Raw genomic sequence first — 23,021 nt, forward strand, 5'->3', positions numbered from 1 at the left:
GCACGGCCTTGCCGTGCGGTCCCGCATCATAACGTCCCGGTGCCGGCAAGCGGCCCTCAGACCGGCTCCGCCTCGCTGTCGGCGATCTGGAACTTGCGCATCTTCTCCCACAGCACCTTGCGGCTGATGCCCAGGCAGGCGGCCGTATCCTGGCGGCGCCAGCCGTTGGCATCAAGCGCCGCGATGATGCGGCGGCGCTCCTCGACATCGCCACGCGGATCGCCGCGCTCGGCACCGTCGAAGGCGCCCGGCCGCAACCCCCGGAACAGCGGACGGATGCGGTCCTCGTCCCAGCCGCCGTACTGCCGCGCCGTTATGCCCACGCGTTCGGCCAGGTTGCGCAGTTCGCGAACGTTGCCGATGAAGAACGCCGTGCCCACGGCCCCCTTGAGCCAGTCGGGCATGGGCGGCAGCGCGTCGTAGGCGGCCGGGCCCATCATGTGGCGCAGGAACGACTGCAGCAGGCCCACCTTGTCGCCGGGGCCGCGATCTTCCAGGCTGGGAATGCGCAGTTCGATCACCGCCAGCCGGAAGTACAGGTCGGCGCGGAAGCGCCCCTCGCGCACCGCCTCGCGCAAGTCCTTGTTGGTGGCCGCCACCAGCCGGAAGTCGAGCTTCACGGCCACGGTCGATCCCAGCCGCGTCAGCGCGTTCTCTTCCAGCACGCGCAGCAGCTTGACCTGCTGGAACAGCGGCAGGTCGCCGATCTCGTCCAGGAACAGCGTGCCGCCGGTGGCCTGCTCGAAGAATCCGCGATGCGCGAACATCGCACCGGTAAAGGCGCCCTTGGCATGGCCGAAGAACTGCGACTCGAACAGCCCGTCGGGAATCGCCCCGCAGTTCACGGCGACGAACGGCCCCTTGCCATACTGGCTGTTGCGCTCGTGGAACAGCCGCGCGATGCGCTCCTTGCCGGCACCGGTCTCGCCGTACAGCATCACGTTGCTGTCGAAGTTGGCGAAGGTCCCCACCTGTTCCAGCAGTTCCTGCATGGCGGGCGATCCGGCCACCAGGTCGGCCACGTCGGGACGCGCCTCGCCGGCGGCCAGCAACTGCGGCATCAGCTTGGCAATCTGGTTGCGCAGGTCGCTGCCATTGAAGTCGTGCGGCAGGATGTACGCGTACTCGGGCGGAAAGCGGCCTGGATCGGTCTCGCGGTCCGGCGCGCCCACCCAGATCACCGGCATGCCATGGGCGGCCTCCCAGTCCAGCGTGAACTTGGCCGAGCCAATCGCCGACGCGCTGATCACGGCAATGCACGGCTTCACGCGCGCCTCGTTCGGCAGCGCGTCCAGCGCACCGGCACGAATCACCTCGGCGCCCAGCGGCGTCAGGAACCGCGCCACGCGGTCGGCAATCTCGTACTGGCCTTCCCACACATAGACTTCAAGGCTCTCGTAGGCCCAGCGCTCTGCTTTCATGATGGTTCAGAGTTCAAAACACAAGTTCGGCGTTGTTGCAGTCCACGCCGTTCAGCCACACGTCCGCGTTGGCGATGCTGATGCCGAGGGTATTCAAAAGTCGGATGACCACTTCGTCGAGCAGGTCCGCAACGGGCCTGAGAAACAGGCCAAGCACGTCGCCGGCATTCACGGACGCCAGGTCCAGCGCAGCAAGCTTGATACTGAACGACGGATTCAGCGCCGCCAGCAGGTTGCCCACCGCGCTCTTCAATGGATTGCTGCCGGACGTCTGGACATGCCCGCCTGGCGACAGCACGATATCGTTGCCCGTTCCTGCATCCGACGTCTGCATGGGTACGGGCAGGCTGGTAATGTTGGTCGAAGCCAGCAGGCCGCCTAGCAGCGTCACGCTTACCAGGTTCACCGGAACGCCATTCGGCGCGCAGTCTGCCCCCTGGCCGGCCAGGCAGGCTTGCGCGATATGGGTCGACACGTTGATGGTGGCAGTGCGCTGCGCCGGCGTCGCCGCACACTGCAATTGCGTCAGGTCGCCCTTGGCCGTCCCCACTTTCAGCCACAGCGGCACATTCAGCGCCGCGTTGGCAATGGCGCCCACGCCGATCGATGCCGCCAGCGACAACTTCAGCCCGATCTGGCCGGTACTGGCCGTGGTCTTCCAGGTGCCATCCGGCAGTTGCCGCGCAGGCCCGACTGCCACCTTGGGCGGCTCGATGACATAGAGCGACCCCGTGGCCGACGCGATGCCAAGGTTCAGGTTCAGTCCATCGAGGCTGACCGCGCTGCTGCCCCGCGCGACGTAGGCCGCCGTCGTCAACAGCGATGCCACGTTCAGGCCAACCTCGGCCGCCGAGGATGCGGCGGGTGTCAACACGCCAAGGTCGAGCATTTGCCCTAGCGTAAGCGTGGTGCCAATGCCATTGAGCCCCAGTTGCGTGGCCGGGCTGCCGAGCGCCACGCCAAGCAGGGACTGTTTGCCCGCCGCCGTCAGCACCAGGGCATAGAAGTCCTGGATCGACAGCGTCGTGTCGAGCAACTGGTTGACCGTGCCGGCGTTAGCCTGCAGGCGCAATTGGTCCAGCGTGACGTTGGCGCCCACCAGCCCGCTCCAGTCGGCTGCCGAAAGGTTCACCGCGTTGCCCAGCAGCAGGCTCAGGATGCCGTTGGCCGTGCTGACGTTCAGCAGACCGCTGCCCAACGAGAACGACGCCACTGGCGGGCTGGCCGCCGCGATAGCTTCGGCATGGAGTTGGCGCGATGTGCCACCGGGCAGCACGAACAGCAGCGGCACCGTCAGCGTGCCCTGCACGCGCACCGCGTTGGGCGATAGCGTTGTCGTGTCATAGCCCGCGTTGAAGTGCCGCACACCGTCGCCGTTTGCGGCATCGGCCGGGTCCCACACGCCCAGGCACGTGCGCATGCCGTCGCCCGCACCCGACGCGGCTTCGGCGCAATCCGGGCCAACCGCATTGGGATAGCCGTTCTGGCTGGCCGCTGCCGTCACCGACGCCATCACGTTGGCCGTGGTGGTGGGCAGGTCATCGGCGCGCTTGAGTTGCTGGGCGCCAGACAGCGCCGCCAGGTCGACCGACTTCTGCAATTGCCGCTGGCTGTAGAAGACAAAGCCGACATCGATCGACACCAGGGCGCCAATGGCCACGGTGGCAATGAGCACGGCGGCCATCATGCTGACGGCGCCCCGCTGTCGAAGGAGATCGGCCCGACGCTGCATGGCGTGTCGCTATTGGCCGTTCATCGGCTGGCTGCCCGCGCCGCCGCGCAACGGGCTGCCGGTGGAAATCGTCGAGAAGAACTCAGGCAGCGGATGCGTGAAGCTGCGCATGTAGCGCGCGTAGCCCAGCGTCGCCTGGTCGCCGGTCAGCGGCTGCATCGGGCCGGCTTGCGAGCCATTGCGCTGGATGTCGAGCACGTTGCGCGTGGTGTCGCCCACCGCCACATCGTTGGGACGTGCCTCGGTGGGTGCCGGCGGCTGCTGGGCCACGGCCGGCGCGGCGGCAGCCAGCGCGCACAGCGTGGCCAGCAGGACGACGCGCGGCGCAAACGGGGAACGGATCATGGCCTGGCTCCTGCGTTGAGCGCCACGGACTGCGCGGCGCCCGGGTTCGCGGCGGGATTGGGATTGGGATTGGGATTCAGATTGGCGTTGCCGCGTGGCGCCGTCTTGTCGCGCGGTTTGTCGTGTAACTGGGCGGCGCGTGTCACGCGGTCCGCTTCCTTGCGGATGGCGATACGCGTCGGCTCTGGCATCGCGGCCCGATGCATCATCGCCGTGGCCTCGCTGCGCTTGCCGGTGGCCAGCATCCACACCACGGCGTTGCTGATGACGCGCGGATTATTGGCGTCCAGCTCCAGCGCCTGCAGCACCGGCACGCGCGCCTCCTGCAGCGCGCCACCGCGCATCAGCGCGTAGCCCAGGTCGTTGGCCACCTGGGCGTTGACGGGCTCAAGCGCGGCCGCCTGGCGCAGTTCCACCGTCGCCCCCGTGAAGTCGCCCTGCCGGCCCAGCACCAGGCCGATGCCGTGGCGTGCGCGGGCCGCGCGATCGGTGTTCAGCAGGTCGCGATAGGCCTGCAGCGCCGCGTCGTCCTGGCTGGTCTCGCGCAGCGCATCGGCGCGCAGCACCTGCAGCGCGGTGCTGCTGCCGTACTTCTGCTGATACGCATCGATATGGGCCAGCGACGCGTAGTACATGCCTTCCTGCTGCATCTTGCCGATCAGGCCCAGATACACGTTCTGGTCGTTGTACTCGGCCCGTGCGGCCTTGTCCTGCAGCCTGGCCAGTTCGATCTGCGCATCGGCCTGCCGCGCCATGGCCTCGGCACTGTTGGGCGTGCTGGCACAACCGCCCAGCAGCGTAATGACCCCCGCGAGTACGCCCGCCAGCAGCGGGTGGGATTGCCTTGTCATCCATGTCCTCCGTTCATGCGGGCCAGCATCCGGATCACGCCCAGGAAGCCCGGTCCTGCCGTCAGGATCAGCAGCACCGGCAGCAGGCTGACCACCATCACGCCGGTCATCTTCACCGTCAGCCTGCCGATCTTGTCTTTCATGCGCGCCTTGCGGGCCACCTGCAGCCGTTCGCCAAACTGGCGCAACGGCTCCTGCACCGCGCCGCCATGCTTGTCCACCTGCGTCAGAAGCGTGATCAGGCTCTTCAGGTCTTCATCGTCGAACAGCTTGCCAATGCGCTGCAGCGTCTGTTCCCGCGAGCGTCCCGACGCAAACTGCTGGTTGGCGCGCTGCAGCTCGGACCCCAGCACGCGCAGCATCGCGCCGAATTCGGTAACGATGACCTGCAGGCTCTGGTCGATCGACAAGCCCACGCCCTGCAGCAGCCGCAGCATGTCGATCAGCACCGGCAGTTCCTCGGCCACCTCCCGCTGGCGGTTGCGCGCCCAGCGGCGCAAGACCATCTTCGGCAGCAGGTACCCCAGCGCGAACGTGGCGAACCCGCACGCCAGTGCCTGCGCCGTCGCGCCATCGATCCGCCACAGCAGCATGGCACCCGCCAGTACCGCAGGCACCAGCAATCGCAGGCCTCCAAACACGGCGCGCGGCTGCAGACCGTGGAAGCCGCACTGCTCCAGCAGTTGCTGTTCCTCGGCAGTGACCACCGCCCGGCCAAGGCGCGACTCCAGCCAGCGCTGGTTGAAGCGGTCGCCGAACGCCTCGCCGAGCCTGGCGCCGAGCGTGGCCGGCCTTGGCCTGGCCGCTGCGGCTGGCCGCGGCGATGCCTGTGCCAGCGCGGCGGCCGCAGCGGCGGCGCGCGCCGACATCTGCGGAGCGGCGGCGGCGGCCCCCAGGGCCGTCGCCTGTGTTGCGGCCGGCGCCGCCTGGGGCTGGCCCGGAACGGCCTCGCCCTGCGCCACGGGTACACCGTGTGCCGCCTGCCGCTGCAGCGCGGCGTCGATGGTCCGCGCGGCCTCGCGCCGCTGCCGCCACTGCCGCAGCAGAGGCCATGCCAGGACCAGCAGGGCCATGGCGGCAGCGGCCAGGCTCGCGGAGATCAGGGTGGTGACATCCATCTGCATGGTCGTGGGCGCCTAGATGGATTTCGCGAGCCGATACAGCATCAGGATGCCGGCCACTTCAAGCCCTGCAGCGCTCAACAGCATCACGCGGCCGGTCGGGTCTTTCCACATCATCATGATGTAGCCGGCGTTCATCATGAACAGCCCGCCGGCCACCACCAGTGGCAGCAGGCCCAGCACCCAGGCGGACAGGCGCGTCTCGGCCGACAGCGCCATCAGCTCGCGCTGCGCTTCCTCGCGGTCACGCATGAAGGTGGCGGTGCGCTCCATCACCACGTCGGCGCGCCCGCCATAGCGTTGCGACAGCCGCAGCACCGACGACACGACGACCAGTTCCTCCAGGTCGTAGGCGCGACCCATCTGCATCACGGCCTGGTCCAGTTCCTTGCCCGCGCGCTGCAGGTGGATAGCCTGCACCAGGCATTGGCGCAGCGGCGGCTCGGTATTGGCCACCGAGTTCTGGAACGCGGCTGGCACGCTGCTGCCGATCGTCATCAGACGCACCACGCCATCGAGGAATCCCGGCAGCTGGCGCAGCATCTTGCCCTTGAGCCGGCTGATACGCAGCCACAGCAGGAATGCCGCCGTCGCCACGCTCACCACCAGCATCGCCACCGCGCCGATCGCCCCGCCCGTCGCCGCGCCGCCCACAATCAGGCACAGCATGGGCACGCCCCAGCGCAGGTACGTGCCACGCGTCGGCGTCATGTCGGCGCGGCGCAGCAGGTCGGCCCAGCGCCGGCGCAGGTCGCGCACCGCGCCGTGCGGGTCGGGCTCCGTGGCCTGCGCGTAGCGCGCGCGCACCTGTTCCGTCTGCGCGGCCAAGTGGGCTCGTGCGCGTTCCGCGTTGGCGCGGCCACGGGCCGATGCCAGCATCAGCAACCCCAGGCCCAGCAGGACCAGGGCGAACGTGGCGATGAACAGGCTGGCGCTAGAGATCAAAGCGGTCGTCCAGGGCAAAGGTGGCCGGACGCATGCGCGCCAGCTTGGGCGAATGCGGCAGTATGCCAAGCGACTGCCAGCGGTCGGTCTCGGTGCCGTCGGCATTGGTCACGGGCTCGTAGCGGTACAGCTCCTGCGTGGAAATGATGTTGTCGCCCAGGCCCGTGACCTCGGTAATCGACAGGATGCGCCGGCGTCCGCTGGACAGCCGCCCAATCTGCACGATGAAGTCGACGGCATTGGCAATCTGCCGGCGCAGGCTCACTTCGCTGCCCTGGAACCCGGCGAAGCCGGCCAGCATTTCGAGCCGGTACAGGCATTCGCGCGGGCTGCTGGCGTGGATGGTGCCCATCGACCCGTCGTGGCCCGTGCTCATGGCCTGCAGCATTTCCAGCACCTCGCCGCCGCGCACTTCGCCCACGATGATGCGGTCGGGGCGCATCCGCAGGCTGTTGCGCAGCAGGTCGCGGATCGTCACCGTGCCCGTGCCCTCGAAGCCGCCGGGACGGCTTTCCAGCCGCACCACGTGCGGGTGGTTCAGCGCCAGTTCGGCGGTGTCCTCGATCGTGATCACGCGCTCGCCGGACGGCATGAACGTGGCCAGCGCATTGAGCAGCGACGTCTTGCCCGAACTCGTGCCGCCGCTCACCAGGATGTTGCAGCGTGCCCGCACCGCGGCTTCCAGCAGCTCCGTGATCTCGGGGCTCATGGTGCCCAGCGCCTGCAGGTCGGCCGGCGTCAGCGGGTCCTTGCGGAACTTGCGGATCGACACCACGGGGCCGGCCAGCGCCAGCGGCGGGATGATCACGTTGATGCGGCCGCCGTCCGGCAGGCGCGCATCGACCATCGGGTTCGACTCGTCCAGACGCCGGCCAATCGGCGCCAGGATGCGGCGCACGATGCGCAGCAGGTGCCCGTTGTCGGCAAAGCGTACGGGCATGCGCTCCAGCACGCCGTGCCGAGACACGTAGACGTCGAGATGCCCGTTCACGAGGATGTCTTCCACGGCCACGTCGTGCAGCAGGTCCTCGATCGGGCCGAAGCCGGCCAGTTCCTTGGTCAGCGCCTCGGAAATCTGATGCAGCTCGGCCTCGTTGATCGGTATGCGGCGCAGGCGCGTGAAGCTTTCCAGCTCCAGGTCGACAAAGCGCTGGATAGCGGTGCGCGTCCAGCGGCCGAACTCGGCACCAAGCTCCTCGATGCGCGTCAGCAGGTGTTCGTGCGCGGCCTCCTTGATCTTGTGGAATTCCTGCGACACCGGAAACGGCGCCGCGGCGTTGTCCGAGAATTCGATGGCTTCGGTCATGTCAGTTCCCCGCCCGCGCGGCGCGCGTAACACGCAATGCCTCGGGCAGCTTCTCCTTGATCCGGGCCAGGATGCCGCGCTCGGAAGCCTGTTCCGCGCGGAAGCCCAGCCGTTCCTTCAGCGCGCCCACGGCGCGCACGTAGGGGTCGGCCGGCGCGGTCTGCGCCAGTACCGCGCCACGATTGGCGGCCTGCACCAGCGCCGCCCGCCGGTCGGGCAACGTATCGACCGATGCCACGCCGACGCGCTCGGCAATCTGGGCCGCGTCCACCCCCAGTTCGGGATCGAAGCGCGACACCATCAGATGCAGATCGGGGCGCTCGATCTCCCGCTTCTTCAGCTCATGCAGCAGTTCCGCCGCCGAGACAATGGCGCCCACGCTCTGCTCGGCCACCATCACCACGGCATCGGCGGCCTTGACGATCTGCGACATGAACTCGGTATTGGAGAACCCGCCAAGGTCAATCACCTGCAGGTCGAAGAACGCGCGCAGGCGGTCCAGCAGCGCCAGCGCCTCGGAAAACGACACGTCGCGCAGTTCGGCCAGCGTGGCCGGCAGCGGTAGCACCGACACGCCGCTGGCATGGCACGCCAGCGCGGTATCAACAAACACCTGGTCAAAGCGGCGCAGATTGCGCACGGCTTCGACAAAGTGGAATTCGGGCGCGATGTTCATGTAGAGCGCGCCGTCGCGCACGGGCAGGCCCAGGTCCAGCAGCAGCACCTCCGCAGCGGCGCCGGCACCTTCGCGCTGGCGCACGCTGGCGGCCAGGTTCACGGCCAGCGTGCTCACGCCGACGCCAGGCCGCGCCCCCAGCAGCGCCACGATCTTGCCGTGCCGGTGCGTCGGCGCCACGGGCCGCACCTGCGCGCGCGGCACCATCAGGCGCCGCACGGCGTCGGTGGCCTGCGCCGGCGCACCGCGCAAGTCGATGAAATCGCGCACGCCGGCGCGCAGCGCGGCCAGCATGGCGTCCGGTTCGCCGGCGTTGCCAACCGCCACCAGCGGCAGTTGCGGAAACAGCCGCGCCACCTGTTCGGCCAGGCGGGCCGATGCCTCGACATGCGTCGCCGCGAAATCCAGAAAGACCAGCCCGGGGCGAATGGCCCCGACCTGCTCGATAAAGGCTTCCTGCGCGCCGTCCTCCGCTACCAGCGTGCCAGCGTCGCCCAGTGCCTCGTCCAGCCAGTGGCGCAGGGACTCGCGTTTGGTGTTCAGCAGGAAGGCATCCATCCTCGTCACTCGCTCCATCTGCCGCCGCTACCGCGAGAAACCGGGCAGGGTCGGGTCTGCGTACTCGCCCAGCACGAAGCGCCCCCAGACATTGGGGCTGGCGCTCGTGCGGCCGTCGTTGGCCACGTTCGCGGCGGCCTGGGAATCCCGCGCCAGCGGCTTCACCAGGCGTGGCGTGACCACGATCATCAGTTCGCGGTCTTCCTGGTGGAAGTTCAGGTTCTTGAAGAAGCTGCCGATGATCGGCAAGTCTCCCAGGAACGGCACCTTGTTCACGTTGCTGACCGTGTTGCGGCTCACCAGGCCGCCGATCACGAAGCTCTCGCCATCGCCCAGCTCCACCGTGGTATCGGCGCGCCGCGTGACGATGGCCGGCACGGAGGCCCCGTTGATGCTGATGCCGCGCGACGGATCGAGATCGCTGGCCTCGGGCGCCACCTTCAGCGCGATGCGCGACTTCGACATCACCGTCGGCGAGACCGTCAGGCCGATACCGAACGGCTTGAACTGGATGGTCGTGGTGCCCAGTGCCTGCGGCACAGGAATCGGGATCTCGCCGCCCGCAAGGAAGCTCGCGCTCTGGCCCGACAGGGTCACCAGGCTCGGCTCGGCCAGCACCCTGACCAGGCCATTGCTTTCCAGCAGGCTCAGGTTGGCAAAGATGCCTTCCTTGGCCCAGGCCGCCACCAGGTTGAACGCGCTGCTCATTGGCAACGCGCCTTCAAACGACGGCGACGGACCGATCGTCGTCTTGGTCAGCGATGTCGGGCTGAACTGCCCGAACGTGAAGCCGCCGCTGCTCTTGATGAAATTGAGCCCAACCTCCTTCAGCACGGTCTTGCTGATCTCCACCACCTTCACATCGACCTGCACCGTGTTCGACGCCGGCACCACGGAACGGTCGATCACCACGCCGCCCTTGCCGTCCGGCCCCGCCACCGCCGCCCGTGCCGCCTGCTGGGTGCGCGCGGCCGTGCCGGCGTCCGGCGATTCGCCGCGAATGGTGGCGCCGGCGGCGGACATATCCACCTGCGCGCCATCGGCATCCTGTGCCACGGCATCGACCTGCACGCTGTAGGTCACCGGCGCCCCGTTGCGACGCCAGATCATCATGTCGGTCACGCCCGGCTTTTTCGCCACCACCAGCACGGTGGGCGCGCCATTGCGCTGCTTGAGCAGCAGGGCATCGGCCACGGCTGGATTGCCCACGGCCACGCGCTCCAGCGACTGGCCCGGCTTGATCTCCTGCTGCGCGCCCGCCATCAGGCGCAGCGTGCGCGCGGCGGGCGGCGGTGCGGCGTCCTGCGCCATGGCCGGGCGCATCGCCCCGACCATTACAGCGGTGACGCAAGCGGCAACGGCCATCGTCAGCATGGCGGCCATGCGGCCGTTGAAGCGGCTATTGCCGATCTGGCGCGCGCGCGCCCACTCACGGTCTATCGTCAATTTGGGCATGCCGTGTCGTCCGCTATTCGATGGCTCGCTTGCCGGCGCGGATCACTTCCACGCCGTTGTTGTTGTCGGGGGCTTCGCGCCGTTGCGCCGAAGCTGTCAACGCCGCCGCCGCCGGTGGCACGGTGGCGCGCAGGGACGGCGCAGGGGCCAGGGCGCGCGGCGTGGTGGTGCTAGCGTGGCCAGCTTGCCCGACAAGACCGGCCAGACTCACGCCGGCGGCGGCCTTGTCCACGGGCGCGCGCTCCGCTTCCGCGGGCACGCCGGCGCGGGCCTGCAGCACCGCCGGCGGGTCGGCAAACATGCCGTCGCTGGGCATCGAGGCATCGGTCGGATTGCGCAGCGCCAGCACCAGCCGACCGGCCTGCTGCGCCATGGCCAGCTTGCCCACCTGATCCACCGGCACGGACAGCACCGCCGTCTTCGCGCCGTCGCGGCGCGCCATCATCTGTTCGGCCTGCACCTTGCGTGATTCGTTGACGCTGCCGTTGCCGTACGCGAGCACGCGCAGGCGCGACAGCAGCAGGCGCGTCTGGCTTTCGGCAATCTCCTGGTTGTCGCGGCGCAGGATCACGAACACATCGACAAAGTCGCCGGGCTGCACCTGATGGCCCACGCCGACGGCCTCGTCCACGGACACGGCCAGCGCACGGTCGCCTTCGGGAATCTGCCGCGCCAGCCCGGACAGCAGTTGCCCTTCCAGCACCGGCACGTTGCTGCCCAGGTTAACCACGGGCACCTGGCCGACTACGCGGGCCGCATCCTGGTAGGCGCCGGCGGGCTCGATCGGCAACTGCATGACCGTGAGCGCGTCGGCCGTCAGCGGCTTGCCGGCTTCGACGGCACGCGTGGTGACCACCACGGCATGGGTGGGCGGTGTCTGTGCGGCGGTGACGGGCACCGCCTGCCGGCGCGCGACCTGCCACGCCAGCAGCGCGAGCAGTCCGGCCAGTATCAGCAGGACGGTGGCAAGGATCCGGATCTGTTTGCTGCTCATGTGTCCTCAGATATCTGGAGAGAGCTGGACCACGGCGACGCCGATCAGCGAGGCGGGCACCGGCACGAACGGCACCACCGGCAGGATCGTTTGCGTCGAAAGATTGAGCGTGACCTGCACGCATTGCGTGCCGGCCGGCGCGGCACATGCCACGGCCTGGGCCAGCGACCCGCCCGTAAAGCGCTCGGCGATATTGGGTGGCAGCGTGCTGCGCGCGGCCTGGTCGGCGGCGATGACCCGCTGGTCGAGCGTCGTCGCCAGCGTGCCGCCGTTCGCGGTGAGCGGATAACGCAAGGCAGCCCGCGCACCTTCTTCGGCGGCGAGCGTCAGGACTTGCTGCAGGGCCAGCACCATGCCGTAGTAGACGATGCCAAGCACCACCGCAAACAGCAGCGGAAACACTATCGCGAACTCGATCGCGGCCACTCCACTTGCGCGGCGCCGGTTCGCGCTCCCCCGTAATGCCATGCTTCACCCGGTTTTTTCAACTTGCATGCATTGGCGACACACGACACCGCGCGGCGGGCACCGGCATGACTGCCCGATGCCCGCCCCGGCGTGCCCGAAAGGCTGTGTCGTACTACGTTGCGCGACTTGAAACCACTCTTACCGTTCTTGCCCGGCCGTCCATATCCCTGCCTGCGGCCAGTGCCTACCGCTACCACTTGTGCCACTGCGTTCCGGCAGGCGTACAGATGCCCACCGCGGCTGGCATTGCTGCCAGCACGGTGCTCTGGTAAATGGTCTGGACACGTCAGGTCAGCACGAAAGACGCCGTGCGTCGCGCACGAACGCCGCTTCTGCTGTCCGGATGATCAGTGGAACCTGTCGCCAGGCATCAGGTGCCGGCGTTCTTCGCGAACATGCTCGTGACCTGTTTGGCAAGGCCGTTGAAACCGTCGCTGATACCTGTGCCGAGGGCCTGTGCGCCCACGACAATGCCTAATGCAATCAGGCCTACGATCAGGCCATACTCGATGGCGGTGGCGCCGCGTTGGGTTTTGCGATGGCGCGCCAGATTCTTTTGCATGACGTTCACTCCCGAAAGTGCGTGACCCCTGCATGGATCCCCAGCTTTACGTTCCTGACCCCGATCCGACTGCCATCTGTTTGAACTTCACCTGTGGCGTTTTTGTGATTTTTTGCGCTGGTGAAAACATTTATAAAACATGCCATGTATCAACCATACCCCCCGTTCGGGCTATGGTTGTCCCAGCTTAAAGGAGGACATACGTTTGAAACAACGCGGCGCGCTTTGCGCCATCGGGGTGAATTCGTCCGAATTGTTAAAGAGCGCGCAACAAACGAAACGTGCCGTGCAGCCCCCTGCACGTTGTCATGCAGGGGGCCTCACAGCACGAAATAAAAGGATGCGCCGCGCGGGGTAAGGACGACAGCGCACCATAAATTAGCCGGGGCGGTTGACAGGGAAAGTCCCGACGTCTTCCGCGGGGGATGTCAGATCAATGGCGCGTCAGACCACCAAGCAGGCCAGTGATGGGGGCCAGCGGGTTGCTGCCGCCGTTGCTGGACGTGGTGGCGCCGCTTGCCGCACTGGTCAGCCCGCCGGTGACCGTGCCGAGCAGACCCGTGACGGGAGCCAGCGGATTGCTGCCGCCCGAGGTGCCGCCCGCCGCGCCGCCAACCGGGCCCAGCAGGCCCGTGACCGGTGCCAGCGGATTGCTGCCCGACGTGCCACCGAAGGCACCGGCGGCGCCGTTCAGTGGCAGGTTGTTCAGCAGGCCGCCAAGCGGATTGCCACCGACGCTGCCATTCCCGTGGAGTAGCACGCCTGCCACGGCGACGGTCTTGCCGGTTTCGTTGACCACGCCACCAATCGGCGACACGACGGGCGTATGGGTGTAGACGATCATGCTGCCGACCGTGGCGACCGTATTGCCCACCTGCGTCAGCAGGTTGTTCACCGGCGCGCCCAGGCCCGTGGCCGCGCCCACGGTCTGCGTCGCGTTGGTCAGTTGCGTGGTCAGCGGCACAATGGTCTTGCTGGTGCTGTCCGTCAGTTGCGCGACGGGGCCGGTTGACAGGGCGTCGCCAAGCTTGCCGCCAAGGCTCATCACCCCTGCGCCCACGGTCTGCACCAGGCCCCCTGCGGGATTGGTCACGGGCGCCAGCGGCGACAGCTGGTCGCTGCCGAGTGCCTTGACCAGGCTGCCCGTGCTAACCACCGTAGCTCCTGCTTGCGTCACAACGTTGCCGGTATTGGCAACGGTCACGCCCACCGGGTTGTCGACCGCGCCAATCTTGCCCAGGCCATCGCGCACGCCGGCGCCGAGCGCGGCAACCGTCTCGCCGGTCTGGATCACCACGTCGCCGGTCGCGTTCTTCGCCGTGGCCGGCACCAGGGGCACGCTGGTGTCCTTGATCTGCTGGCCGATCTGGCTCACCGCGCTGCCGGTGGATACCACCGCGTTGCCGGTCCCTTCCACCGCCTTGGCCGTGGGCGTGGTCTCGGCAGTGGGCTGCGGATTGGTCGTGCCCGGATTGGTGGGCGTGGAAGGCGTGGACGGATTGGCGCCGCCGCCACTGGAACCGCCCGAGGCGCAGCCCGCCAGCAACGCCACCGTCGCGGCACAGGCGATCGCCATCACGTTGAGGGGGCGCGTCTGCTTGGTTGCATGCATGTCCTGATCTCCTGAGTGTGTTCTGTGTGAGTCCGCTGTCTTCACGCGCTTCGCCGCGACCCGGTCGGCGACGTGGTAGGTCCGGCGTGGCTGCGGACCGATAGCGCAAGCGGTATGCCAGCCTCAATCGCGTGTTCGATACGAGCGCTGGATGCCAGCGCAATTCGGATCGGAATGCGTTGTGGCGCAAGGCTTTCGAGGATGCGGGCCAGCTTCGGCGATGGGCCCCGGACGCCCGCGCGTGATGGCGTTGCGGTGTTACGTGCTACGTAACGTGTTCCCGCGCCGGCGTTACGGCAGATGGGCCGTACGCAACGTGCGGCCGGGGCCACGGCAGGCGCCGTGATGCGGCCCATGTCACCGCGCATGTCACGTGGCGTTACGTAACGCGTAACGCCACACACGCGGCGCGCCACGGCCGCGCGCTTCATGCGTGCGTTTGATCCATCGGCCGCAAAGCCTTGCCGCGCGTGCGTTTGCGCACTTCATCCCCTGCTTTGGCATGGCCCGGCCGACAGTGGCCGACGGCACTGGCACACCGCTTGCGCAATACAGCGCAGCCACGGCACGTCACGCAAGCCCTCGCGGCAATCGAGCAAGCGAATACGCGAAGACGTGAATCCGGGTCGGGACATCCATAAAGGGAAAAGGTCATGCGCACACAACAACATTCCGCGAAGCAGCTGTTCGTGACGGCATTGCTGGGGTCGCTGCTGACACTGGCAGGCTGCGCCAGCGGCAGTGGTTCGACGTCGATGGGCACCAGCGGCACCGGCAGCTCGGGTGGCGCCAGCAATGCTGCCAACACGGGCGGCACCGGTGGGACCGACTCCGCCAACAACGGCGGCACGAACAACGGCGGCGGCGGGAACAACAACAACGGCGGTGGCAATAGCGGAGGCGGCGCCACGGCGCTGACGCCCACCAGCGCCATCGTCAGCAGCGCGGGCGGCATCGTCACCGGCGTCGGCGGCACGGTCAGTGGCGTGGGCGATGCCATCAAGGACGCGAACGTGCCCGTGGTGTCGTCGCAGACCAGGGACGGATTGGCCGGCGTGGTGAATTCGGTCGGCGATGCCGTGGGCGTGCTCGGCACCGGCGTGCAATCGGGCCTGGGCAATATGCCCAACGCCGCGAATCCGGTGGGCACCACCGTGGCCAGCACGGGCGGCGTGGTCAGCGAGCTTGGCAATGCCGTCAGCAGCGCCGGTAGCGCGGTCAGCGGCCTGGGCAGCGGCCCGCTGGCACCGCTGGCCGCCGTGACCACGCCCTTAGGCGGCGTGGTGTCGCAAGTGGGCGGCGCGGTGAACAAGGTCGGCGGCCAGCTGGGTACCGCGCTGTCGACCGGTCCCGTCGAACAACTGACCAGTGGCGTCAGCAAGGCCATCGTGCCGCTGACGTCGACGCTGACCAACGGCACGCAGACACTGGGCGCGGCCACCGGCCTTGGCCAGCCGGTCAACAACCTGCTGGCGACGGTCGGTGGTGCGTTGGCCACGGCCGGCACGCAACTGACCCATACCAATACGCCGGTGGTGTCCGGTGTTGGCGGCATCGTCACGGGCACCGGCAATACGGTGGCGTCCCTCGGCGGCGTGGTGAACAACCCGGCCGGCGGTGCCGTGGGCAGCCCGCTCGCGCCCGTCACCGGGCTGGTCAGCGGCCTGACTGGTGGCCTGACCAGCGCGACCGGGGGCACCTCCAGCCCGCTAGCGCCGGTCACCGGTCTCGTCAACACCCTTACCAGCGGCCTGAGCAGCGCCACCGGTGGCGGCGGCACCAGCCCCCTTGCTCCGGTCACCGGCCTGGTCAGCGGCATCACCAACGGCATCACCGGCGGCCTGACCGGCGGCAATGCGCCGGCCAGCGGCACCCCCACATCCGGCGGCACGACGGCAGGCACCAAGCCCGCCAACCCGCTGGCGCCGGTTACCGGCCTGGTCGGCGGGCTCGTTGGCGGCCTGACGGGCGGCCTGGGCGGCTTGGGCGCACTCGGCGGCAAGCACTAGTTCCACGCGGCGCGCGAGAGCGCGCCCAATCCAAAACAAAGCGTCACGGCCACCCATGGGCGGCGGGGGAGCGGCATCCCTTCCGTCCCGTGGCACGCGACCTCATAGCCGCACTGCAGGTTTCCATCGAGGGGTAAGACCATGCGACCACGCCATCGCGTTGCCGCGCTGATGCTCAGCGTCGGCGTCATCCATAGCAGCCTGTCTCACGCCGAACGGGGCCCCGTGCAGGGCGATCCCACCCAGACCCTGCCCAGCATCGCACCGAGCAAGCCCGCGCAATCCAATGTCACCGTGCAGGTGGAGCGTCCGGACTCGGCGCTACAGAACCTGCTGGCCTCGCGCCTCACGCCCCGGCACTTCCAGATCGAAGGCGCGAAGACGCTGCCGTTCGCGCAGATCGCGGCAAGGTTCAGCCCGTTGGCCAATCGCGAGATCACCATCGCCGAATTGCTGCAGGCCGCCGAATCGGTCACGCAGATGTACAAGGACGCCGGCTATCCGCTGTCGTTCGCCTTCGTGCCCGCGCAAGCGTTCGAGAACGGCAACGTGCTGGTCACCGTGGTGGAAGGCTACGTGGCCAACATCACCGTGAAGGGCAAGCCTGGCCCGGCCGAGGCGCGGCTGCGCAAGATCGCCGACCAGCTGAAGAAAGACCGCCCGCTGCGCCAGGAAAGCTTCGAGCACTACGTCAACGTGCTGGCGCAGCAGCCCGGCATGCAGGTCAACGCCACGGTACAGCCGCCCACCACCACCGATGGGGCGTGTGACATGGTGCTGGAGGTCAAGCGCAAGCCCTTCACGTTTGGCACCGGTGTCGAATGGATGTCGCCCGGCGTGCGCGCCATCGCCACGGCCACCACCAACAGCCTGACACCGTTGGGCGAGCAGCTATCGTTCTCCACGTTGTTCCCCAAGGGCCGCGACAACGAGGAGTACTACGCCGCCACCTACGCCCAGCCGCTGGGCACCGAAGGCATGCTGGCGAAGGTCACGGCGTCGCACTATCGCGGCGTGCCGGAGAACAGCACGCTGGCCCCGATCGGCTTCGATCCGCGCTACGTGAACGACGCCAAACGGCTGGGCGGCACGCTGAGCTACCCGGTCATCCTGAACAATCGCCATGCGCTGACGCTGACCGGCGGCTTCTATGCCAACAACCAGTTTGAACGGTACACGCAGGCGGTGCAGCCCGGCGCCGGACGACAGGTGGAACTGTCGACCAGCGTGCGCGTGGCCAGCGCCGAGGTGTCATACCTGCAGCGCGGCACCGGCGTGACGCGCAGCGCCACGCTGGGCGTGTACAAGGGCTTCGATGCGCTGGGCGCCGATCGCCAGAACAACCTCAACGACCTGAGCTTCTGGCGCACGCGGCTGCTGGTGTCGCAGGCCAGCGACCTGCCGATGGGTTTCGGTATGGCGCTGTCGGCGGCGGGGCAGTACAGCGGCAACCGGCTGGCGTCGAGCGAGCAGATCAGCTTCGGCGGCCGCTTCTTCGGGCTGGGCTACCCGGCCGGCGAGGTTGCTGGCGACAAGGGCTGGGGCGCGTCGGCGGAACTCAACCGGCTGTTCGCGGTGGATTTCACGTACCTGAAGACGCTGCAGCCGTTCCTGGCCGCCGACATGGCGCGCGTGTACGCGAACAGTATTTCGCTGTCGCATCGCACGCTGCAGTCTCTGGCCATCGGGCTGCGGTTCTCGGACCGCCGCTACTACACGATGGACGTCTCGCTGGCCCAGCCCGTGGGCGACAAGCCCACCAATGCCAGCCACCGCTCGCCGCGCATCAACCTGCTGTGGTCGTACCAGTTCGATTGAGCGGGCCAGCGGCGCGGCTTTCGCGTCAGTTCACGCGGAAGCCGATCTTCAGCGTCACCTGGAAGTGGCCGACCTTGCCGTCCGTGACATGGCCGCGCGTTTCGATCACTTCAAACCAGTCGATATGCTTGATGGTCTCGCCGGCCTTGGCCAGGGCATTGCGGATGGCCTGGTCGCTTCCATCGGGTGACGACCCGACGATCTCGACGAGCTTGTAGGTGTGGTCGGACATGCGTGCCTCCTTGTATTCGCGTGGGATGCGGCGGCACAGCATGTCCCGCCGCGACAGGATGCCTTCATCATAGGCACCAGTCGGGTCGAGTCCCAAGACGGCACGGCAGTTCCCCGACCCGCCCCGGACGCGTTTCCTGTTGCGAAATCAGCGCATGGCCTGTTACGCTGCGTGCCCTCGAATTCCTGTCACCACCGTGTAACCTGATGTTTCCTTCCTTGCTTCAATGCAGGCGGCTCGCGACGGCGGGCATCGTCGGCCTGCTGGCAGTCGTGGGCACCGCCCAGGCCCGTACCACCTCGATGTTCGATCGCGCCGTCGATGCCCTGGGCACGCCCCGCGCGCAGAGCAGCCAGTTCGCCAGCGGCAGCACATACACGCTGTGCTTCGTGCCGGACGGCCCGAGCTGCCAGGACATGATCGTCGACGCCATCAACCGCACTCGCCACAAGCTGCTGATCCAGGCGTACTCGTTCACGAGCGCCCCCATTGCCAAGGCGGTGGCCGAGGCGCACCAGCGCGGCGTGGACGTGCGCGTGATCGTTGACAAGAGCCAGGCCTCCGAGCGCTACACCAGCGCCACCTTCCTCAAGAACGCGGGTATTCCCGTGGTGGTCGATACCAAACCGGCCATTGCGCACAACAAGGTGATGGTGTTCGACGACCAGGCCGTGTTCACGGGGTCGTTCAACTTCACCAAGTCGGCCCAGGAACGTAACGCCGAGAACGGCATGCTGATCCGGGGCGACAACGCCGTGGTCAAGGCATACAGCGACAACTGGCGCACGCGCTTCGAGAAGTCGTCGGCCTACTGATCTCCGCCTGATCCCGGACCGATCCCCCGCCGATCCGGCACGGTTACACAATTAGAGGGGCGCCATGTGAGCGGCGCCTCTCTTTGCCTCCCTCTCCGCACGAATAGGGGCAGAACTGCCCGCTGTTCGCGCCACCTCCCAGTCTTTTCCCGCAGCAAGATCAGTGAAACGCTGACAGACGCCCCGAGTGCAGTGGTGTGTACTTCAGGTACGTATCCCGAGGATGCGCGACAGGCCGCCGTCCAGGCCTGCGTACCTGCCCCTGAACCTGCCTCATGGGCTGCAATTCCTGCAATGGGTACCCGTCGCGCCATCCCGTCAACCTGGCAGGAGGAAGCGATGCAAACACAAAACACCACGATCACTCGACAGGTACGTGTCTGGTGCGCAATCGGTGCCGCTGCGGCGGCGTTGGGCATGTCGGTGTCCGCCCACGCGGACATGAAGACCTCTACGGCCGGCCCATTCACCTATGTTTGCGGCGGCGTAGCTGCCGACGAGCAGGCCGAAATGCGCGGCGAGACATCCCAGTACGACATGGGCCTGCTGTTCACGCAGGGCGGCCGCGGCGAATATCTGTCGGACGTCAACGTGAAGCTCATGCGTAATGGCCAGCAGGTGGCCGAGTTCACATCCACAGGCCCACGGTGCCTGATCAAGGGGCCGCGCGCCTCGTATCAGGTGGTGGCCACTTACGAGGGCATGTCCAAGCGCACGACGCTGAGCCCTGGAGAAAAGAATGTGCAGATGCGCTGGTAAGCAGCGCGGATGAACAGTCAGTCAAGCAGTCCTGTGCCGCGCTTATGGCGCGGCCGCCATGCCGGCTACCCCTCCCGCGGGTGCCGGCATTTTTTTGGCGGTCGGCTACCGGCCAGGCGCGCTGCACGATTGACGGCGCGGTGGCACACTTGGCGGTCTCTTGCGGATCCCCCACGGATTCCGCAGATCTGGCGCGCCCCCGCGCCTGCCCCGACTAACCCTGGAGTCTTCCCAACATGAGCACCACGCCCAACAGCCGCTGGATTCGTATCGACACCGCCAACGGCAGCTTCGACGCCTACTTGAGCCTGCCGCCCGGCGGCAAGACCGCCGGCAACCCCGGCATCGTGCTGGTACAGGAAATCTTCGGCGTCAACGAACATATCCGCAGCGTGGCCGACCAGTACGCCGCCGACGGCTACGTGGTGCTGGCCCCGGACGTCTTCTGGCGTTCGGCCCCGCGCGTGGAATTGGGCTACAGCGGCCAGGACTGGGAAAAGGCCATGGAACTGCGCAAGGCCGTGAACCTGGAAGATACCGTGTCGGACGTTGCCGCCACGGTCGAAGCGCTGCGCAAGGAAATTGGCGAAGGCGGCAAGGTTGCCGCCGTGGGCTACTGCTTCGGCGGCCTGGTGTCGTACATGGCTGCGGCGCGCGGGCTGGTGGATGCCGCGGCGCCCTACTACGGCGGCGGTATCCAGAACAACCTGCACGAGGCGGCCGCCATCAACGTGCCGGTGCAGTTCCACTACGGCGCGCTGGATGCCCATATCAAGCCCGACGACGTGGAAAAGGTGCGCCAGGCCGTGGCCGGCAAGCGCGGCACCGAGGTCTTTGTCTACGACCAGGCCGACCACGGCTTCAACTGCTGGGCGCGCGAGTCGTATCACCAGCGCTCGGCCGCCCTGGCACATGGCCGCACGCTCACGTTCCTGGCCAACGCGCTGTCGTAAGACGGCAGGGCAGCCCAAAAAAAGCCCGGCCTGGTGCCGGGCTTTTTCGTTGCAAGGACGCTCGGTACGTCAGTACGGGACGGCCGTGCCGTTCTGCACCTTGACGCGGTCGCCAATGCGCAGGTTGTAAGGGCTGGCCTGCGTCAGCGTCATATAGGCGTTGTCGTTGGTACGCACCCGCACGCGGAATGCCGCCGGCGTGGTGTTCGTGCGCTTTTCCACCTCGTTCCCGGCCAGCGCACCGGCCACCGCGCCACCGATGGTGGCCACCGTGTTGCCGCGCCCGCCACCGATCTGGTGACCCAGCAGGCCGCCCGCCACCCCGCCAAGCACGGCGCCAACGCCGCTGGCATTGGCCGGCTGCCCGCCCACCTGCTCGATCGATTCCACCCAGCCGTAGCGCACCGCGTAGGGGTCGTTGTAGCCGGCGCTGTTGCCGTAAGTGCCGTCGTAGCTGCCCTGGGCCTGCTGCGGATAACCATACTGGTCATAGCCCGGCTGTTGCGGATAGGCCGGCTGCTGGGCCGGCTGCGAGTAAGTCGACTGGGGGTAGGACTGCTGCTGGGGGTAGGACTGTTGCTGCGGATAGGACTGCTGGGGATACGGCGCGCCGCTGATCTGCGTGCCCGAGGTGCCATAGCCGGCGTCATAGCCGTTGCCATAGCCCGATCCATATCCGGCATTGCCGTAGGCGCCCTGGTAGCCGGCGGTCTGGTAGCCGGTCTGGTAACCCGTGCCATACCCATCGCCATAGCCGGCGCCGTAGGGTGCGGCGCAGCCCGCCAGCGCCAGCGTACCGGCAGCCAGGACGGCCAGTGCAAGCGAGCGAGCGGCCGGGCGAATTGTGATGGACATGATGGGGACTCCTGCGACAGCGCGCGTGTTGATATTGCGCGGGAGTCTAGTGCCGCGCCATGTCGGCAGGTGTCACCGGAGATTGTGATGGGTAACTGCCTGTAACGCGGCTGGCGTGACGCGCGACAGCCGGCGCTCAGCCGCGCTCGGCCTCGTCGTCGTTGAAGGCCGTAATACGCGCCACACGGAACGCCCCGCGCAGCGATTCCAGTTCGGCCCGGTGCAGCGTGGCCAAGCGGTTCAGGCAGCGCTCGCCCTTGGCCAGCAGGTGAATCTGCACTACGCGACGGTCGTCGGGATTGGTCCGGCGCGAAACCAGCCCGGCGGCCTCGCAACGGTTGACCAGTGCCACCACGCCATGCTGCTTGGCCTGCAGACGCTCGGCCAGTTCCCCCACGGACGCCCAGTTCTTGTCGCGGCTGCCGCGGATGTGCAGCATCAGCAGGTATTGCTGGACGGTCACGCCTTCGGACTGCGCGGCATCCTCGGAAAATCGCAGGAAGCGGCGCAACTGATACCGGAAATCGGACAGCGCCTCGAAGTCATGCTTGCTCAGTGCGTTGGCATCGTTCGTAGACTTCGCGGAAGCGGTCGGGCGTGGCATGGGCGAGGAAGGGCTGCGCGGGCGGTATCGGACAAGGCGCCCATTATATGGGGTGGCACGGCTGCGCCCGGTACGATGACACGCATTCCACCCCTATTTTCCACGGGGGCAGGTCGGCGGGGTATGGCAGAATCTGTGCGGTCGTCGACACCCTGTCGCCCTCTAACGTATTCAAGGGAAATCCGCCTGATGTTCACGGAAATCATCCTCTTCCTGCTCGATACCGTCTTTACGCTCTTCGGCATGGCCCTGCTGCTGCGCCTGTGGATGCAACTGACCCGGCTGCCGTCGCGCAACCCGGTGTCACAGGGAGTGTTCCAGGTCACAGACTGGCTCGTGCGCCCGTTGCGCCGCATTATTCCTGGCATCGGCGGCATCGACTGGGCCACCGTGCTGGCCGCCTACCTGACTGCCGTGGCGTTCCTGGTATGCCGCGCGCTGGTGCTGGATGCCGATCCGCTGGCCTTCCTGCCCGTGATCCTGGCCTTGGGCCTGCTAAGCCTGCTGAAGTGGGGCATCAGCATGGTGATGTGGGTCACGCTGCTCATGGCGGTGCTGTCGTGGATCAACCCGCAATCGCCGCTGGCCGGCCCGATCTGGCATCTGACGGCGCCGCTGCTGCGCCCGATCCAGCGTGTGATGCCTCGCCTGGGCGGATTCGACATGTCGCCGCTGGTGCTGTTCGTGATCGCCCAGATCCTGCTGATGCTGATCGCCGGCGCCAGTCGCGGCGTGGTGTAAGCGACCACTCACCTTGCATCGTCACCCGGTGGCAGGGGCGCCACCGTATCACAAAATGCATTCCTAGGGTTAACCCCTAATGTCCAGACAGCTGGACAGTCTGTCGAGGATTCGCCCTTTTTCGTGCGCGTGCCGACGCCTACATTACAGCCACCGCGGGCCCACCCGCGATCTCTGCCAATAAGTAGG

At 67.5% G+C, this 23,021-nt stretch carries 22 protein-coding genes; 6 read left to right on the top strand and 16 right to left on the bottom strand.

What is annotated here, in order from left to right:
• Nucleotides 1-56: 56 nt before the first annotated feature.
• The 13 genes from CYJ10_RS10870 to CYJ10_RS10930 form a co-directional block, all read right to left on the bottom strand.
• Nucleotides 57-1,421 (bottom strand): sigma 54-interacting transcriptional regulator, encoded by a 1,365-nt coding sequence (locus CYJ10_RS10870; RefSeq protein ID WP_101681473.1) that lies wholly within the window; start codon nt 1,419-1,421, stop codon nt 57-59.
• Nucleotides 1,422-1,434: 13 nt separating this feature from the next.
• Entirely contained in the window at nt 1,435-3,108 is a 1,674-nt protein-coding gene (locus tag CYJ10_RS10875) for a TadG family pilus assembly protein (protein WP_257993230.1), read from the bottom strand.
• 54 nt (nt 3,109-3,162) lie between these two features.
• Nucleotides 3,163-3,498 carry a DUF3613 domain-containing protein gene (locus CYJ10_RS10880; protein WP_101681474.1) on the bottom strand — a complete coding sequence of 112 codons (336 nt, stop codon included), beginning with the start codon at nt 3,496-3,498 and terminating at the stop codon, nt 3,163-3,165.
• Nucleotides 3,495-4,349: a pilus assembly protein TadD gene (locus CYJ10_RS10885; RefSeq protein ID WP_257993232.1), complete on the bottom strand. Its 855-nt coding sequence runs from the start codon at nt 4,347-4,349 to the stop codon at nt 3,495-3,497. The genes CYJ10_RS10880 and CYJ10_RS10885 overlap by 4 nt, the downstream gene beginning before the upstream one ends.
• Nucleotides 4,346-5,467 (bottom strand): type II secretion system F family protein, encoded by a 1,122-nt coding sequence (locus CYJ10_RS10890; RefSeq protein ID WP_101681573.1) that lies wholly within the window; start codon nt 5,465-5,467, stop codon nt 4,346-4,348. The genes CYJ10_RS10885 and CYJ10_RS10890 overlap by 4 nt, the downstream gene beginning before the upstream one ends.
• A gap of 18 nt (nt 5,468-5,485) precedes the next feature.
• Nucleotides 5,486-6,412 (bottom strand): type II secretion system F family protein, encoded by a 927-nt coding sequence (locus CYJ10_RS10895; RefSeq protein ID WP_101681574.1) that lies wholly within the window; start codon nt 6,410-6,412, stop codon nt 5,486-5,488.
• Complete coding sequence (locus CYJ10_RS10900; protein WP_101681475.1) at nt 6,405-7,721, bottom strand: CpaF family protein; 1,317 nt, start codon at nt 7,719-7,721, stop codon at nt 6,405-6,407. The genes CYJ10_RS10895 and CYJ10_RS10900 overlap by 8 nt, the downstream gene beginning before the upstream one ends.
• Nucleotide 7,722: 1 nt before the next feature.
• Nucleotides 7,723-8,955, bottom strand: a complete 1,233-nt coding sequence (locus CYJ10_RS10905) for a pilus assembly protein (protein WP_101681476.1) — start codon at nt 8,953-8,955, stop codon at nt 7,723-7,725.
• A gap of 27 nt (nt 8,956-8,982) precedes the next feature.
• A complete protein-coding gene (locus CYJ10_RS10910) occupies nt 8,983-10,290 on the bottom strand; it encodes a type II and III secretion system protein family protein (RefSeq protein ID WP_257993246.1) in 1,308 nt (435 codons plus the stop codon).
• A gap of 133 nt (nt 10,291-10,423) precedes the next feature.
• The gene (gene cpaB, locus CYJ10_RS10915; RefSeq protein WP_101681477.1) at nt 10,424-11,404 is read right to left on the bottom strand and encodes a Flp pilus assembly protein CpaB; all 981 of its coding nucleotides are present in this window, start codon (nt 11,402-11,404) and stop codon (nt 10,424-10,426) included.
• A gap of 6 nt (nt 11,405-11,410) precedes the next feature.
• Complete coding sequence (locus tag CYJ10_RS10920) at nt 11,411-11,872, bottom strand: TadE/TadG family type IV pilus assembly protein (RefSeq protein ID WP_101681478.1); 462 nt, start codon at nt 11,870-11,872, stop codon at nt 11,411-11,413.
• Between the two features lie 370 nt (nt 11,873-12,242).
• Complete coding sequence (locus CYJ10_RS10925) at nt 12,243-12,434, bottom strand: Flp family type IVb pilin (RefSeq protein WP_101681479.1); 192 nt, start codon at nt 12,432-12,434, stop codon at nt 12,243-12,245.
• 433 nt (nt 12,435-12,867) lie between these two features.
• Entirely contained in the window at nt 12,868-14,046 is a 1,179-nt protein-coding gene (locus CYJ10_RS10930; protein WP_101681480.1) for a collagen-like triple helix repeat-containing protein, read from the bottom strand.
• Nucleotides 14,047-14,699: 653 nt separating this feature from the next.
• Here CYJ10_RS10930 and CYJ10_RS10935 point away from each other — a divergent pair.
• Both CYJ10_RS10935 and CYJ10_RS10940 read left to right on the top strand, forming a co-directional pair.
• Complete coding sequence (locus CYJ10_RS10935; RefSeq protein WP_101681481.1) at nt 14,700-16,055, top strand: collagen-like triple helix repeat-containing protein; 1,356 nt, start codon at nt 14,700-14,702, stop codon at nt 16,053-16,055.
• Between the two features lie 141 nt (nt 16,056-16,196).
• Nucleotides 16,197-17,873, top strand: a complete 1,677-nt coding sequence (locus tag CYJ10_RS10940; protein ID WP_101681482.1) for a ShlB/FhaC/HecB family hemolysin secretion/activation protein — start codon at nt 16,197-16,199, stop codon at nt 17,871-17,873.
• 25 nt (nt 17,874-17,898) lie between these two features.
• Here the strand turns inward: CYJ10_RS10940 and CYJ10_RS10945 are convergent, their stop codons facing one another.
• Nucleotides 17,899-18,105, bottom strand: coding sequence for a dodecin (locus CYJ10_RS10945; protein ID WP_101681576.1), 207 nt, complete (start codon nt 18,103-18,105; stop codon nt 17,899-17,901).
• Between the two features lie 218 nt (nt 18,106-18,323).
• Here CYJ10_RS10945 and CYJ10_RS10950 point away from each other — a divergent pair, with 218 nt between their 5' ends.
• The 3 genes from CYJ10_RS10950 to CYJ10_RS10960 all read left to right on the top strand — a co-directional run bounded on the left by CYJ10_RS10950 (nt 18,324) and on the right by CYJ10_RS10960 (nt 20,632).
• Nucleotides 18,324-18,920, top strand: a complete 597-nt coding sequence (locus CYJ10_RS10950; protein WP_257993233.1) for a phospholipase D family nuclease — start codon at nt 18,324-18,326, stop codon at nt 18,918-18,920.
• 339 nt (nt 18,921-19,259) lie between these two features.
• The gene (locus CYJ10_RS10955) at nt 19,260-19,679 is read left to right on the top strand and encodes a hypothetical protein (protein WP_101681483.1); all 420 of its coding nucleotides are present in this window, start codon (nt 19,260-19,262) and stop codon (nt 19,677-19,679) included.
• Between the two features lie 236 nt (nt 19,680-19,915).
• Complete coding sequence (locus CYJ10_RS10960; protein WP_101681484.1) at nt 19,916-20,632, top strand: dienelactone hydrolase family protein; 717 nt, start codon at nt 19,916-19,918, stop codon at nt 20,630-20,632.
• 69 nt (nt 20,633-20,701) lie between these two features.
• Here CYJ10_RS10960 and CYJ10_RS10965 read toward each other — a convergent pair whose 3' ends face one another.
• Nucleotides 20,702-21,487, bottom strand: coding sequence for a glycine zipper 2TM domain-containing protein (locus CYJ10_RS10965; protein ID WP_101681485.1), 786 nt, complete (start codon nt 21,485-21,487; stop codon nt 20,702-20,704).
• Between the two features lie 136 nt (nt 21,488-21,623).
• Nucleotides 21,624-22,091 carry a MarR family winged helix-turn-helix transcriptional regulator gene (locus CYJ10_RS10970; protein ID WP_101681486.1) on the bottom strand — a complete coding sequence of 156 codons (468 nt, stop codon included), beginning with the start codon at nt 22,089-22,091 and terminating at the stop codon, nt 21,624-21,626.
• A 189-nt stretch (nt 22,092-22,280) separates the two neighbouring features.
• Between CYJ10_RS10970 and CYJ10_RS10975 the strand changes: the two genes are divergently transcribed.
• On the top strand, nt 22,281-22,832 hold the full coding sequence (locus CYJ10_RS10975) for a YggT family protein (protein ID WP_101681487.1): 552 nt from the start codon (nt 22,281-22,283) through the stop codon (nt 22,830-22,832).
• Nucleotides 22,833-23,021 lie beyond the last annotated feature (189 nt).

Origin of the sequence: Cupriavidus pauculus, assembly GCF_002858765.1 — a bacterium.
Classification (GTDB): Bacteria; Pseudomonadota; Gammaproteobacteria; order Burkholderiales; family Burkholderiaceae; genus Cupriavidus; species Cupriavidus pauculus_B.